Below are 14,962 nucleotides of genomic sequence, written 5' to 3' on the forward strand. Positions count from 1 at the left end.
TTGTCCCGCGGTTTTGCTTGTTTCCTGCTCGACGGCTGGCGGAACGAGTGGTCAATCAAGTGCGTTAACCGCGAGCAAATCGACAGATCCCGCCAGTGCCAAAGAAAAAGCGGCCGAGCGTCGGCGATGGGCAGAGAGAGTTCAGCGCGATAATGATCTAGCGCCAATCGGATCGACGCCGGGCTATTATGGCTCTTTCGGTCCCCGTTTCAGTTGGTGAGCGATAGAGTTGCAGATCGGTCCTGTCTGGACCCGATTGGCCTATAATGCCTTCTCCGTTCCCGATCTATTTCACCATAGGCGTTCGTTCGGGCGGATAGGCTTGGGTTTGACATCCGCCTTGTCTGGGACGGAACCCGTTGCGTTTTTCCTGAGTTGTCTTGCCCCGCAAGCTTGTAAGTTGCGCGCAGCACTCGTCCAGCGCGCAACCGATGACCTTCCGGAAAGCTGATTTCCCGCTCGCGTCAGTACAGCAATCGCGCCCGTATCGTTCCCGGGATCTGACGAAGCGCATCGAGTATTTCGTCCGCAATCTGGCCGGCACCTTCGGCTTCGATGACCACATAGCCCGTATCGCCATAGGTCTGCAGGAACTCGCCGACGATATTCAGCGAGCGGGACGAAAAGATCTCGTTGAGATTGATGAGGATGCCGGGGCGGTTTTCGTGGACGTGGATGAAGCGAGTGCCATTCGGCCGCGGCGGCAGCTGAACCTGAGGAAAGTTGACCGCGCCGAGTGTCGAGCCGACGTCGGAATATTCCACGAGCTTTCTGGCGACTTCCCTTCCGATACGCTCCTGCGCTTCTTCGGTCGATCCGCCAATATGCGGGGTGAGAATGACATTGTCCAAGCCCTGCAGCGATGTCTCGAAACGCTCACTATTCGATGCCGGCTCCTTCGGGAACACGTCCACGGCCGCGCCTGCGAGATGGCCATCCTTCAAAACCTTCGCAAGCGCTTCCAGATCTACGACGGTTCCGCGGGAATTGTTGATGAAGAGAGCGCCCTTCTTCATCCGGCGCAGCTCAGCTTCGGTGATCATGTTTTGCGTCGCGCTGGTTTCGGGAACATGCATGGTCACGAAGTCGGAGATCTCCAGCAGCTCTCCGAGCGTCGCCATCGATTCCGAATTGCCGTGGCGAAGCTTGTCCGAGGGATCGAAATAACGGACGATCATTCCCATGCTTTCCGCGAGCACGCTGAGTTGCGAGCCGATGTTGCCGTAGCCGACAATACCAAGCGTTTTGCCGCGCACTTCACGACTGCCCACGGCGGATTTGTCCCATCCGCCCAGATGTGCAGACGCCGAACGCGGCAAGATCCGCCTCGTCAGCATGATGATCTCACCAATCACAAGCTCGGCAACGGAGCGCGTGTTCGAATAGGGGGCGTTGAATACCGGAATCCCGCGGCGCCGCGCCGCATCCAGATCGACCTGATTGGTTCCAACGGAAAAGCAGCCCACTGCCATGAGCTTGCGGGCAGCACTGAAAATCTCTTCGGTCAGCTCAGTACGCGAACGAATGCCGATAATGTGCGCATCGGCAATACGTTCCTTGAGATCCTTGTCGTCCAGAGCCTTCGGCAGATGGGTGACGTTGGCGTAGCCGGACGATGAGAAATAGTCCACCGCAGTCTGGCTGATGCCCTCAAGCAGAAGGACGGAAATCCGATCGCGCGGAAGGGAAAGTTGTCGGGTCATTGAATTGCTTTCGCTTCTAGAATTCAACCAGGCTCGATGTCGCTCGTGCGCAGACGCCCACGGACATTGCAAGATCTTTTGCGACCATCCGACGGATAGCGCAAGAACAAACTCAGCTTCGATTGCGATCACGCTCAGTGGCGATTTCACGATCTTGCCGACATGTCTGCTCCTTGCCGAGTGGTTGCCTCGGTCGCCCCGGGGGACACAACGGGCATTGCGTCGCCAAAACAGGGTGCGCGTCAACTGCACAGGCTTAATCCATCATGGTCGATAGAGACCTTGATGCCGCAGGCAATTGAAACATCCTTGACTAGCATTCGTTCGCCGCTAGAGCTGCGTTTGAGGCTTTGCGACCATATTCTCGGTCGGGAAAGCTGGCTGGACCACCGCTTCTCAGACCCTTCGCTCTCTTCCAGGAAAGACTGACGATGACGATCCCGAGAACTCTGCAGCTTGCCTTCCTTCTGTCATGCCTTGGTCTCTTGAACGGATCATCCGCGGCAGCACAAAATGCCGCACCCGCATCGCCCGGCAGCTTTGCCGATCTATGCACCGCCAGCAGCGAACATCCGTCAAAGCTCTGGAAGATCAGCAGCAGGCTGGATCCTGCTCTATGGGGAACGCGTATCGCCTGCGATCTGTCATCGCCTTCCCGGCCGATCCTGCGTATTACCGTGCATCCCGGAGATGCTTCAGACCAGAGCGTGGGCGATGCGCCGACCGAACGTGTGGAAATCCAGGTCAAGAGGGAGATCGTCAAATTCGACAGGCCGATCTGGTATCATTTCGCCTTCCGGCTGGAAGCCCCCTGGCAGGGGATCGGCAATCGCACGGTCATCCACCAGGTGAAGCAGAACATTCCGACGGAAGACACGAAGCCGCTGGGATCGTGTCAGTCAGCCAACCCGCTCTTTAAAATTGAAGCTATACCGTCCGCCACGGGGGCAGACTTCGTTGCCAAGGTGAGGGGAACAGCGGACTGTAACGCCGGACGCTCGAAGACCGTTTGCGGTCCCTGGCATCTGAATGTGGGTGACTGGAACGATGTGAACGTGATGCTGAAGCCCAGCCTGCAGGAGGGAGAAAGCGCCTTGCAGGTCTACCTCAACGGCCGTGCCTGCGATATCGCCTACACGGGGCGTCTCGGCTATGTCGATCACGGCATGCGGGATCAGAACGGTCGCCCGTTCATCGACACTCAACCGCGTTTCGGGATCTATAGGGACGCTTTGCCGGATGTCGTGCAATCGATTGATTTTGCAGATATTCAGTTCTGGCCGACCGACCCTTCCGGCGATCCCACCTGGGCGAAGCAAACGACATTCTCCAAGTGAGGCTCTCCAAGTGATCGTCGCGGGTCGCTTGATTGCGCCGAAGCAGACGAAATCTGCCGGTTGGAGGTGAACGGCAGGAGGTCTCAGCGCCTGCCGTCGTTTCCGTTTCCAGCCTTGCTAGAGTGTTCCAGCCTCCGGCAACGGGGAATTGCAATCAGAGCACGACGACCTTCGTCCCGACGCCGACGCGGCCATAGAGATCCATCACATCCGGATTTGCCATGCGGATGCAGCCGGAGGATACCGCCTTGCCGATCGAGTTCGGTTCGTTGGTGCCGTGGATTCGGTAGAGAGTGGAGCCAAGATAGAGCGCGCGTGCGCCCAGCGGATTGTTGAGGCCACCCTCCATGCGGTCAGGCAATTCCGGACGGCGGGCGATCATCTCCTTGGGCGGCGTCCAACTCGGCCACTCTGCCTTGCGGCTGATCGTTTGCGTTCCCTTCCATGAGAAACCCTGCTTGCCGACGCCGATGCCGTATTTGAGCGCCGTTCCATCGTTGAGCACGAGATAGAGGCGTCTTTCCTTGGTGGAGATGACGATCGTGCCGGGGTCGTAGCCGGAGAAGGCGACGACGCTGCGGGGAATTGGTGATCGCGCCAGGCTTGCCTGTCTGTCATCCTTGATGCCAGGGCTGAACTGCGGCGAGGCGGCACGCGGGTCGATCGAGGCCTGTCGCTGCGGACGGCGATCCAACGGGAAGTCCTCGTCTTCGTCGTCATAATAATCATAGCCGCGATCGCGATAGGAATAGTCGTCACGATAGCGCCGATCATCGCGATAGCGTGGTGGCGGTTCGCGCCAATCGCGTCGAATGACATAGCCGCCATCCGGATCGTCGCCATAGTCAGGCAGATATCCCCATTCCTGGGCATGCACGGAGACGCTTGTCAAAAGCACTGCCAGAGCAGGGAAAAGGACCAATCGTATAGTCTTCATCTCACAAACCATATTTCCCGAAGAACGCGCGGGATTGCGCCCCGCGCAGGCGGGGTATGCGAATAATCGACAATTCCGGAAACGGGGGCGTAATTGTGGCAATGGGGGCGAAAACCGACATTTTCCAACAGGTGCCTACATCGATGTCTTTGCCTCCTTGCTGTGTCGGCAAATTAGCCGGATGCGCCTCTCGCGCGACACCAAGCCTTTGGGGTGCGCTCCAAAGGCGGATCAGTTCTCAGTGGAAATCGGCAACCGGACTTCCCGAATTCGACAACGAAGGCAATTGGGCCCTTGAGGCGGGCGATGCGAGCTGGTTTGATCGCAGCCTCACCGGCGCTGCCTATTCATTTGCGCAATGAGAAACCTTACTGGGTGACGATCATATGAATATTTATAGATCATCCTTATTCACGATCGGTGTCGGTTACGCGCGCGCCGCTGGGTTTGGGGGTGGCGTCGTGCTGACAACCGGTCTACTGCTGATGCCAACGATCGCCATGGGTGCCGGCTTTGATTGCAAATACGCCAAGAGCCATGTCGAGAAGCTGATCTGTGCGGATCCCGACCTTTCCAAGCTGGACGAGCAGATGAACGTGCTCTTCGACAAGATCCAGAGTGAAACAGCCGGGCATGATGGGGAGACCGGAAAAGTCATCGATCCCGTTGGCAAGGAGCAAACCACCTGGCGAACGACCGTGCGGGACAAATGCAAGGATACCGCCTGCCTGAAATCCGCCTATTCGACCCGTTTGTCGGATATGCGGAAAAACTGGGCGCAGGCTTTGGAACCGGCCGATCAATGATCGTCTGCCGATCTCTAGCAATAGGGTAGGATCGGCGCGCTTTGTCGACGCGATCCGCCACGGAGAGCAGGTGGCGGACTGACGGTGGAGACGATAGGCTGCCTATCGGGAAAGCCGGGTTTCCAGTTCCGAGGCTCGCTTTGCAGTGGCCTGGACCGCGCAATCATCGGAGATGATCAATTCAGCCGTGCCACCGGTTTTGTCAACTTCACACTCTTTGTCACGTTGGCCGATCCAGGCTCGTTGCTCATCCCGCAATTGCACCGCAGCGGCTTTGCCCAGCTTTGCCCGGAGCTTTTGGTAAGCCGCATTCAGGCGGTCATCCTGGTATTTATATTCGGCGTCAGCGCAATTCCGCATGGCGACGGTAACGCCATCGGACTGATCCGCGCAGGTCCCATAGGAGGGGCGGATCCCATTGGGATCCGGTTGCGTTCCGCTTGCAGATGGCTTCGAAGCCTTTGCCTGGGTCTGATTGGCCAGGGCCTTTTCATCCACCCGCCGATAGACACGGGAAAAGCTGACATTTATCCCACCGCACATGCGGTTGTCGCGAACGACGAGATACCGTCCTAGCTGGCTCATCTTTACCTGACATAGGCCCGGCACTGATTTGTCCTGATAGGGAAGCAGCTTTTCACTCTTCTTCTCATCGTCGGCCTCATAGCCGAACTGGGCGTGAGGCTGTGCACCGTCGATGAGGGCGGCAAACTGACCGCCTTGGCTACCATTGCCGAACTGGAGGTCGGCCTTCGCATCGATGCGGATCCTGCCATTCCGAGGCTTTGCGGTGATCGTCGTTTCGCTGTCACCCCAGCGTCCGACCCAGTCAGCGGCACGCGATTTCGGAGCCAATCGAATGAGCGGCAGCCAGCCCGCAGTTTCGTCATCATCGGGGCTCTTTGCCGGGCTATGATATTCGGCACACGCTCTGTCGCCATCGAACCTGCTAACGATCACTTGATCGCCTGCCAGCAGAAAGGCGCCCTTCTTGCAAAACACGGAGCGCTCCGGGCATTGAAATTCGACCTTGTCGCCCGGCAGGACTTCATAGAGCCGTGCGGCCAGCGGATCGTCATCTATAGCATCGAAGCCGAAGCAATCCTTTTTCGCTTCAGCGGCGTTAACGAGAATGGGAATGGACACCGCGAGACTCGTAAGCGTGAGGCAGCGAAGAGCGCCAAACCAGAAACGCATGCTATGTTCCTTCCAATAGACCGGCTTTCGAAGCCGGCAGTTCCCCGACCGGGCGGCGGGTCTTCTTCCGCTCACCCGCAGAAGTCGAATTTCACAACCTTGAGAAATGCTCCCATACGGCGAGCCGGGGTGAAGACGACCTCATGCAATGACAGTTCCAGTGGAAGCTCTAGGCCAGTCAGGAATTGCTGACCAGAACCTTCCACACGCTTTGGTGAATATAGACGCATGTGCACTTTTGACGGACACAACGATATCGGCGGCGCGCAAGGAGTCTGATAAGCGTCGTCGGCTTGAGCCTTCGGCAAAGCAAGCACCGTGCCGAGAGGCTTTGGTGCGGCCCGAAGGTTGCTGACGGATCCAGCGTCGGCGTGGCTTCCTGAGGAACCGGCATTGGGTGGCCCCATCGCCGTGGGTGCCATCGGACGCAAGTCTATGGCGGAGACGAAATGGGAGGGTATGAGCCTGTACATCCGGCGACTTGACGGACTTCAACCATGATTGAAAGACGTGGCCTGCTCTCCTGCCTTTTCGAGAAAGAATTTATGATGCGTATTCAGTTGCTGGCCTCTATCAGCCTGTTGATTTTGTCGACGCCCGCCCTTGCCGATGACAGCTCGGCCACACTCGGGACCGGGGGGCTCGTCCTTCAGAAGACGGACAAGATCGCCCTTGTCTCGGAGGACTTGTACCTGTCGCCCACCGCTGTCCGCATTTTATATCGCTTCCGCAATCTGACGAATGCCGACTACGCGACAACCATCGCTTTTCCGATGCCAGACTTCCCCGGTGGAGGTTCGAATTCCACCACTGTCGTTCCCGATCCGGCAAGCGACAATTTCATGAAGTTCCAGACCATCGTCGACGGAAAGCCCATCGCGTCGCAACTCGAACAGCGCGCCTTCATAACCGAGGACGGGAAACCGGACATCGAAGTCACTGAAAAGCTACGGTCACTTCACATTCCTCTGGTCCCGACCGTCGAAGCCACGCAGGCTGCGATCGGCCGATTGACGAACGATGAGCGCAAAAGCCTGGCAGACGGAAACATCATCGACCCCGGCGAGGAAAGCGACTATGCGGGCCAGCCGGCGACACTCTATCCGCTATGGACCTTGCGCTCCAAATATTGGCGAAATCAGATCTTTCCTGGCGGCAAGGAGATCACGGTCGAGCAGAGCTACGTGCCCGTCGTGGGCGGCTTGTCCAGCCTGTCGATCGGCTCTCCCGACATCGATCCGGACAGCCTGAAAGCCTATCAGCAAAAATTCTGCACGGACGCGAGCTTTCTTAAAGCCGCACGCGCGCTCTACAAAAAAGCAGGCGATGACAATGCAAGGACATTGCAATCCTTCGAGCAATATTTGTCCTACGTCATCATGTCCGGCGGCAACTGGGCTGGACCGATCGGCAGCTACAAGCTGATTGTCGATAAGGCTGATCCGAAGACCTTGGTTTCCTTTTGCGGCAACGGCGTGAAGAAAATCAGCCCGACGCAGTTCGAAATGAATATCAAGAACTACACGCCCGATCGCGATATCGACGTCCTGCTTCTGCGCACAACATCGGTTCAATAGCCCCTTGCCGATCGCAGGATCCCCCGAACTCGATCGCTTGCCACTACCGGAGCCCCTATGAACTTCACTCTCAGACCTTATTCCAGCAAACTATTCCTGGCGATGGCTCTCCTGCTCCCTATTGCCGCGCCGGTCTGGGTTCAGCCGGCGATGGCACAAAGTTCGAGCGGTGCCGGTGCCGCCAACTCGGATTCCATCGAGGGAAGTCTCAACATCTGGGAGCGGCGGCTCACGCAGGAGGGACTTATCCTGCTTGGCTATTATAATGGCTTTGCCGACGGCAACTTCGGTCCGAGCGGCCGAAACGCCATCGCCAGCTACCAGCGCGACCATAATCGGCCCGCCACCGGCAAACTTTCGGCCCAGGATGCGTTGGAATTGGGGAGCGCAGCGCTCGATGTGCGCAAGCAGTTGCAATGGCGCTCGCTCGACAACTCGCTTGCGGGAATGACGATCTCCTATCCTGCCGGCCTGCTGACGCAGCGAAAAGAAAACACGCTTGGCGGCGAAAATCTGCAGACCGAGGACGGAGTGATTTCGCTGAAGACGGCGCGCTTTGCCAATAGCGGCTCCGCGGAGCTCGAAAAGCTCTTTCAGAATCTTTTGAATGAGCAAGGCAGCACCATCACCTACCAGCTCAAGCGCCCGAACTGGTTCATCGTCTCCGGCACCGCTGGAGACCGTAAATTCTATTCGCGTTTTGAGCGGAGAGGCAATGAGATCCGCGGCTATGATCTCAGCTGGAATGGCGACAAGAACAGCAAGCTCATCGAAAACATCTCGGTATTGATCTCCAACGGTTTCTATCCTTTCGGGGAAAATCCGTCCGATGGCGATCCAAGCTATCCGACATTGATGAAGCTTGCCGATGCGGCGGGTGCCGGCAGTCAGGGCGCTTCCGCAAATGGAAATGGCCCTGCCGATACTCAGGCTCAACCCCGGCAAAACGATGGTTCGACCGGCGCCGAAACAGCGCAGGCCGGTGGCGACAAGGACGGGGTTACGGAACAGAAGGACGGCGCGCTTCCGCCACCCACAGACGGTTCACTTGTGACTTCGGACGGCAAGGGACTGCGTTTCGTCTATCATTATTTTCCGCCCGAAGACCCCAAGTTCAATTACGCCTACCAATGGGCCGTCGACACGCATCTCATTCTAAATATTCCCGAGATCGATGGTCTGGACGGCCTTTTCGTCACACCCCGCCCGCTCCATTACGTCACGAGGCAATGCAACACGATCAATGCATTCTACGACAAAAAGAACGGCGCGGTCTTTCTCTGTTACGAGATGATCGACAGCCTGTTGCAAATGGGGCAGGCACTTTCGAAAGGCGCGTCGGACCCCAAGGCGCTGACGATCGAATTCGTTCAGGATAACCTGCGCTTCATCCTGCTCCACGAATCCGGACATGCCCTGATCGATTTGCTCGATCTGCCCGCAGTCGGCCGTGAAGAGGATTCCGTCGACCAACTCGCCGCCGTATTGCTATTGTCCCATGTCGACGACAGGGAGAACAAAAACGATATTACGCGCGTTCTTCAACTGGCGTCCATCTGGTTCAAGATCAACAGCCAATCCTCGGGCTCACCGGACGTGGCGTCGTTTGCCGACGAACATTCGCTAGATGCACAGCGCTATTTCAATCTGCTCTGCATGGTCTATGGCCTCGATCCGGAAAGCAACGGCTCGATCGTCGAAAACGGCATGCTGCCTAAGGAACGGGCTGCGCGCTGCCCCGATGAAGCCTCGAAGATCAATCGTTCCTGGGCGCGGCTGATCCTTCCGCACTTTTCGCCCAGATTCCAGCCGAAGTCGGACGATGCCGGTGCAAACCAGCAAACAACGACGACCCAGCAGCCGGCAGCAAGCGGTAATCCACTCGAATGGGACAGGAAGTCGAACCCATTCGCCAAGTGAAAATGTCCATGACCTCTCCGCCTGTTGCGCTCTCACCGCAAGTGAGATGCTGCAGCCGGTGGTTCTCCGATGGATGAAGGTTTAAGCGAGCGGTTGGCCCTATTCGGACTTATGCCATTTCGACCGCTCGCAGACGGCATCATAACCCGACACTGTCGGCGTTCCGTCTCCAAAGCTAGTGACGCCGAGTTCCATGTCGCCCTTGTGGTAATAATAGCTGCAATAGGCGAAACCCGTTCCGGAGCAATCGGTCGTTTCCACGATGCCCATCTTGCGGATGCTGTCGCCGAAGGGGTCCGGATATGATGGGGCCGGGCTCTGAAACGGCTCCCATCCCTTGGCAATGACCGCTTGGCGGGCTTCGGTGATGGGTTTGCCGTAGAGGTTCGGTACGACCGCCTTGCCGTCACAAACCTGTTCCTCGCCGGCAAGCGGCTTTACGTCAACATTTCGACCCCCGCCGAGCCAGATTTCACCCACCGGCATCTGAACGAGGTCGCCGTCAAGAATGCGCAGATGATCCTTGAACGCGACGATCGTGCCGATCGACAGCTTGCTCTTCTTGTCGGCATAGATGAGAGCCAGCAACTTCGAACCATCAAAGAGCGCCACATTCCCTTGGCTGATATCGCAGGACGAGCCAGTTGCCTGCTCAAATTCTCCGGCAAAGCTGACGGCCTCATAGGGCCCCAATCTCGCCTCACCGGTCACGCCCCACCCAAGAGCAGCGGCGATCTTGCCGCCTTCGCCCTTCGGTTGCGGCACCACGCCGCATGGTGCATCAGATACTGGTTGCGGCGCCTTCGGCAGCGTCTGGAGCCGGGCGATCTTCAGTCCGGGTACGTCGGATTTCAGCGCAATATCCGATGTCGCGCCGGCAGGCGATGCGGTTGAACTGGTGGCGAGGATCGAGGCGAACGCCAGCAAAATGCGGCCGGTTGATCTTGGGAAGGGGCAGATCGAGGCAAACATGAAGGGATTGGACTCGCGAGTGTTGAGAATTTATGATCCGGCCAGTGGCTGGGAACCTTGAGGAGCAGGGTCGGCGACGCAATACGCTGGCAATTTAGCGGTCCGACATGTCGAATGGCAAGGTTCAACCCGAGCGGCGGTCGATGCCATCCTCGCGCAGTTGAGCAAAAGCCGGCGTGACACCCGAAGGCGGTTGAAGCATGTTTTTCAGCGTCTCGCCCGGTGTGTGCCCGAACTCTGTCTTGAACAGGCGATAGAAATACTTTTCATTCGAGAATCCATGGCGCCAGGCAAGTTCCGCTATGTGGGGCCGTGGCCTCTTCGGGTCCGCCAGCAATTGGTAAGCCCGGTGAAGGCGTTTGCGCTGTATCTGCCGCATGACACCGCCATTGCCCTCGAACAGTTGATAGAGCTTGGCGCGAGAAACTCCGACATCACGGCAAATCCTGTCGGGCGTCAGATCCGTCTCGAGCAGATGCGTGTCGAGATATCGCAGGACGCGACCAAGCAAAAGCTCGCGCATGGGGCCGGCCGTCTCCTGCATCGCATCGGAGGCGGAGGAAACAACGGCCGTTAGCAGTTGCAACGTGGATTGCACCACATAGGGGATCTCCTGTTCCTTCAGCATGGGGAGATTGCGAAACAGTGAGATGAGGTGATCAGTCAGGAGACCGGCAACGCCGGCTGTCAGTGTATGCCCGTGCAGGAGCGCTGTCTGGCTGGGCAGCAAATCTCTCGGAACGGCGAGCGAAATGACATTGTTGCCCTCGACGATACAGTCATTGACCTGAGCTCCATCCAGGAGGAACAGGTCGCCCGCTGATTTGACCGATACCGGCTCTGTCGATCGGAAAAGGTAACGCCCGTCGAGAACCAGCGTGAACCGGAAAAAATCATGACTATCGGCTCGGATATGCCGGTTCGTTGTCGGAGCTTCGCAACCTGGTGCCTCTACGCCGCCGGGCCATTCTCGACCCGACAGGATGAGCGGACCAAGCTCCGCTCCGATCGCTTCCACATCGAATGATACGAGTTCGGGATTCCACACGCGACAGTCGCAATGATTGTCTTTGACCCAGAAGCGGAGCCGGTCATTTTCGGGAAGATCGCCTGTTGAAAAATCGTAGACAGAGCTGGAAGATGTTTGCGCCATTATCCTATGCATTCCTCGGCCCCCCGGCCTCAGAGGATAAATATGTCAACCATCGCCTGTGGCAATAGGCTACTGTTGAACGTAATGCGCGTTAGATTCAGCCTTCAGCCCATTCCCGCAAGTTCCTTCCGGATCGGAAATACCGGATCGGCGCCTTCAGGCCGCGAGCCATAGTTGTTGGTATCGGCAGAAGTGAGTTGGGACTATACGAGTGGCTCGAACCGGAGAGTGGGGCTCGTCTTTCGGTAGAGGTTGATGGGAACGGTTGCAATGTCGACCATATCGAGGTTGACAGGCATGCGGCTTCATTTCCCTCCAGTTGACCGGCACAGCGGGAGGATGCTGCGATTCACCATGCATGTTCGCGTATAATGCTATGGGTCAGCGGCTGGTGTGTTCGCGGTTTGAGGAACGAGCTTGCTTTGGCAATGTTTCTTGAGGCCCCGATCGTGTCCACCATCATCACATGGGCTGGAATGTACGGGCGGCGACGGATGTGGATGGTCACGTCCGTCGCTTGCGTAGCAAATTTTTCATGCGCCGGACTTCACCAGTCGGATCGTTCGGCAGGTCAACAGATGTCGACCGGCGCCTGATCGGCGATGATGTGTTGCGTCCCGTTACTTGGAACGGGCCTGCGCGATCTGGCCGACGAGCTTCGCCCAAGGCATGTCCAGGGCCTCGTAGACGGCTCCGGCCTCGGGCCGCCCGTTATCCTTCAGGATCTCGACCATCAAGGTTGCGTAGTCGGAGAGGTTGACGCCGGCCTGCAACATGCGAAGGAGGCCGGCCTCATGCTTTGTGTCGCTGAAAGTCCCCGATGCATCAACAGCCACGTAGGCGTCATATCCCTTGCCGATCGCTGTCATGGCTGGGAATGCGGCACATACTTCGAGCGAGATCCCGGCAAAGATCAGCTTCTTGCGGCCCGTCGCGTCGATGGCCGCTGCCACCGCTGGATCGTCGAAGGCATTGACTGATGAACGGTCGATGATGGCGATACCCGGTAACGCCTCGACCAATTCCGGAAAAGTTGGACCCCACATGCTGTCGCGGGCTGTTGTCGTCACGACGATCGGAAGCTTGAGTACCTTGGCCGCCTTTGCGAGAGCAACGACATTGTGCTTCAGTTCGCCCGTCGAATAGTCGCGCACACCGGTCATCAGGCCGATCTGGTGGTCGACAAGAACCAACGCGGCATTGTCGGATGTCAATGGTTCATAAAGATGAGTTTGCTCGCCCATTTCATTCTCCTGTGATCGGCGTGGATGAAGCGTGGCGGCAAGCGAAGGGAGGGAACCAAGAATGGCCGTTGCTGCCCCGATTGTCGCGACTTGGAGGAACTGACGCCGTTCCATGATGCCTCCGGATGGTTCCGGGATCGCCCCTTTGGCGCATCCAGGGTCGCAACTGGTGGCGACGGATGGAATTTAGGGCTTGGCGCCTCGGCTAAGAAGTCGCTATTTTCTAGACTTAATGTCCAACTGGCTGGACGATGGGGAGCCCAGATGCTTGATCTCAACGACTTCTTCTATTTCGTGCAGGTGGTCGATCGAGGCGGCTTTACAGCCGCTGGCCGAACGCTTCGCATGCCGAAATCGACCTTGAGCCATCGGATTCAGCAGCTTGAGGCGGAACTCGGCGTTCGATTGCTCAATCGCACGTCGCGGCGCTTTGGAATGACCGATGCCGGCAAGAGTTCTACCGGCACGCCGTCGGGATGCTTCAACAGGCGGAGCAGGCGGAAACGGCGATCCGCCACCGGTTGACCGAACCGACCGGCACGGTGCGTTTCACCGCGGGTCTGGCGACGACCCAGTTTGCAATGCGCGACATGGTTGCTGATTTCCTGGTCCGGTTCCCAAAGGTGAATGTCATCGGTCACGCGACCGATCAGACCGTCGATATTGTCGGCGAGAATTTCGACGTGGCGATCCGTGCCCATTCCATGCCGTTGCCGGACTCGACCTTGGTGCAGCGAATGCTGGCTCCTGCGCCCTGGTATCTGTTCGCCGGCACCGGCTACCTCGAAGCAAACGGTAACGTTGGGACACCGCAGGACCTCGCCAAGCACCCGTCACTCTTCATGATGCGTACCGGCGTTTCTCCGGCCTGGCGCCTGCGTCATTCCAGCGAAGGCAAGGATGAGGTGATCATGCCGCTTACGCCGCGACTTTTGAGCGATGACATGGTCGGTCTCAAGCAGGCGGCGATTGCGGGTCTCGGGGTGGTCGCACTTCCGGGCTATATTTGCCGTGATGAAGTGAGATCAGGGCAACTGTGCCGCGTTCTCCCAAATTGGCTGGCCGGAGACTCGATGCTGACTGCGCTAATCCCCTACCGACAGGGCTTGTTGCCTTCCGTTCGTGCCTTTCTTGATCATCTGGCCGAGGAGTTTCCCAAGGTTGTGGTGATGTAATGCGTCCGTCGGGATCGACCCGGCAATAGCCCCGCAGAAGCCGCGGATTATCAGAAATGCCACGCAGGCGACCGCGCCCGCGCACAGCAAGCCTGCATCTGACGAGCCAATTTATTTTTGATTTCCGGCGCAGGGAGAAACCTTCAAAATAAATAAATTGCTAATATTTGACAATTTGCAAGTGATTACCAAAAAACGTGCTATGATGACCTGTTCTTAGAAAATAATTACAAAAAGGAACAGAGATGAAAAATTATTTTATTTCTCTAAAGGGGCAGCGATTTGCGCTGCTTCTGGTGGAGACATCGGTTTTGCTTGCGGTGACGGCAGCTGTTCTCGTTGTTGGCCTTCCGGCGCTTCATTTGGGAGCGCTATCATGAGCAAGACTCGGAAACGGTTCATATGCCCCATCAATGAGAAGACCGAAACAGTGTTTCGGACTGTCAGGACTGGTGATGTCGCGGCACGACTTGAAAAGTCCGGGCTATTGAAAGCCCTGCGGATTGAACGCGACCGGCCTCCATGCCGGCCGACCCGGCATTGAGAACGGATAGAGGCACGGCCTTATGTGCTAAACGCGACGGCCAGTCTTCTTTGTTCGTGCTAGAGAGCGGCTCCCATGTAGCATGGCCATCGCATGGATACTTGAGGTGATCCCAATAGGTCACGTTCAATAGCAGGTCTGTGCCCTTGGCATCAATTTTCTGGTCCGCAGGCCCACGGCGCTTCACAGGATGTGACCGCAAGCCGTGCCAGCGGGTGAAGAAACACCCTCCATCGGGAAAGCTTCAGAAGCGAGCTCTGTAAACACGTGATAACGCTTGCGGATATGGCGATTGGGGCGCAGACTATTGTTGTGAATGCTATGCTAGTGATGTGTCGTCTCTGAGTTGGCGAGGCTGATCCCAATGAAAGGGTATGGGATGTCTCGGAAATTCTAT

The 14,962-nt window shown here is 57.4% G+C and carries 12 protein-coding genes and 1 pseudogene; 6 read left to right on the forward strand and 7 right to left on the reverse strand.

All coding sequences use genetic code 11. The features are described from left to right. Positions 1–464: 464 nt before the first annotated feature. Positions 465–1,703 (reverse strand): phosphoglycerate dehydrogenase, encoded by a 1,239-nt coding sequence (serA, locus tag ACIQJ2_RS28770; protein WP_199143403.1) that lies wholly within the window; start codon positions 1,701–1,703, stop codon positions 465–467. Between the two features lie 431 nt (positions 1,704–2,134). Here serA and ACIQJ2_RS28775 point away from each other — a divergent pair, with 431 nt between their 5' ends. Further along, positions 2,135–3,040: a heparin lyase I family protein gene (locus ACIQJ2_RS28775; protein ID WP_400672338.1), complete on the forward strand. Its 906-nt coding sequence runs from the start codon at positions 2,135–2,137 to the stop codon at positions 3,038–3,040. Positions 3,041–3,194: 154 nt separating this feature from the next. Here the strand turns inward: ACIQJ2_RS28775 and ACIQJ2_RS28780 are convergent, their stop codons facing one another. Next, entirely contained in the window at positions 3,195–3,734 is a 540-nt protein-coding gene (locus ACIQJ2_RS28780) for a L,D-transpeptidase (RefSeq protein WP_199143563.1), read from the reverse strand. A gap of 629 nt (positions 3,735–4,363) precedes the next feature. Here ACIQJ2_RS28780 and ACIQJ2_RS28785 point away from each other — a divergent pair. Beyond that, on the forward strand, positions 4,364–4,783 hold the full coding sequence (locus ACIQJ2_RS28785) for a lysozyme inhibitor LprI family protein (protein WP_400672340.1): 420 nt from the start codon (positions 4,364–4,366) through the stop codon (positions 4,781–4,783). 102 nt (positions 4,784–4,885) lie between these two features. Here ACIQJ2_RS28785 and ACIQJ2_RS28790 read toward each other — a convergent pair whose 3' ends face one another. Continuing rightward, positions 4,886–5,980: a lysozyme inhibitor LprI family protein gene (locus tag ACIQJ2_RS28790; RefSeq protein WP_400672343.1), complete on the reverse strand. Its 1,095-nt coding sequence runs from the start codon at positions 5,978–5,980 to the stop codon at positions 4,886–4,888. 497 nt (positions 5,981–6,477) lie between these two features. Here ACIQJ2_RS28790 and ACIQJ2_RS28795 point away from each other — a divergent pair, with 497 nt between their 5' ends. Together ACIQJ2_RS28795 and ACIQJ2_RS28800 are read left to right on the forward strand one after the other, a co-directional pair. Further along, a complete protein-coding gene (locus ACIQJ2_RS28795; RefSeq protein WP_400672345.1) occupies positions 6,478–7,557 on the forward strand; it encodes a DUF4424 domain-containing protein in 1,080 nt (359 codons plus the stop codon). Between the two features lie 57 nt (positions 7,558–7,614). Beyond that, positions 7,615–9,477: a DUF4344 domain-containing metallopeptidase gene (locus ACIQJ2_RS28800; RefSeq protein WP_400672348.1), complete on the forward strand. Its 1,863-nt coding sequence runs from the start codon at positions 7,615–7,617 to the stop codon at positions 9,475–9,477. 99 nt (positions 9,478–9,576) lie between these two features. Here the strand turns inward: ACIQJ2_RS28800 and ACIQJ2_RS28805 are convergent, their stop codons facing one another. The 4 genes and pseudogenes from ACIQJ2_RS28805 to ACIQJ2_RS28820 form a co-directional block, all read right to left on the reverse strand. Continuing rightward, complete coding sequence (locus ACIQJ2_RS28805; protein WP_400672350.1) at positions 9,577–10,449, reverse strand: hypothetical protein; 873 nt, start codon at positions 10,447–10,449, stop codon at positions 9,577–9,579. Between the two features lie 124 nt (positions 10,450–10,573). After that, complete coding sequence (locus ACIQJ2_RS28810) at positions 10,574–11,602, reverse strand: helix-turn-helix transcriptional regulator (RefSeq protein ID WP_400672351.1); 1,029 nt, start codon at positions 11,600–11,602, stop codon at positions 10,574–10,576. 620 nt (positions 11,603–12,222) lie between these two features. Further along, positions 12,223–12,846, reverse strand: coding sequence for an isochorismatase family protein (locus tag ACIQJ2_RS28815; protein WP_400672664.1), 624 nt, complete (start codon positions 12,844–12,846; stop codon positions 12,223–12,225). 45 nt (positions 12,847–12,891) lie between these two features. Then, positions 12,892–12,960: pseudogene (locus ACIQJ2_RS28820) on the reverse strand (twin-arginine translocation signal domain-containing protein); the annotation flags it as partial. A gap of 150 nt (positions 12,961–13,110) precedes the next feature. Here ACIQJ2_RS28820 and ACIQJ2_RS28825 point away from each other — a divergent pair. Both ACIQJ2_RS28825 and ACIQJ2_RS28830 read left to right on the forward strand, forming a co-directional pair. Then, positions 13,111–13,371 (forward strand): LysR family transcriptional regulator, encoded by a 261-nt coding sequence (locus tag ACIQJ2_RS28825; RefSeq protein WP_400672353.1) that lies wholly within the window; start codon positions 13,111–13,113, stop codon positions 13,369–13,371. Next, positions 13,323–14,021, forward strand: a complete 699-nt coding sequence (locus ACIQJ2_RS28830; RefSeq protein ID WP_400672355.1) for a LysR substrate-binding domain-containing protein — start codon at positions 13,323–13,325, stop codon at positions 14,019–14,021. The genes ACIQJ2_RS28825 and ACIQJ2_RS28830 overlap by 49 nt, the downstream gene beginning before the upstream one ends. Positions 14,022–14,962 lie beyond the last annotated feature (941 nt).

Source organism: Rhizobium sp. NPDC092011, from assembly GCF_044756305.1.
Classification (GTDB): Bacteria; Pseudomonadota; Alphaproteobacteria; order Rhizobiales; family Rhizobiaceae; genus Rhizobium.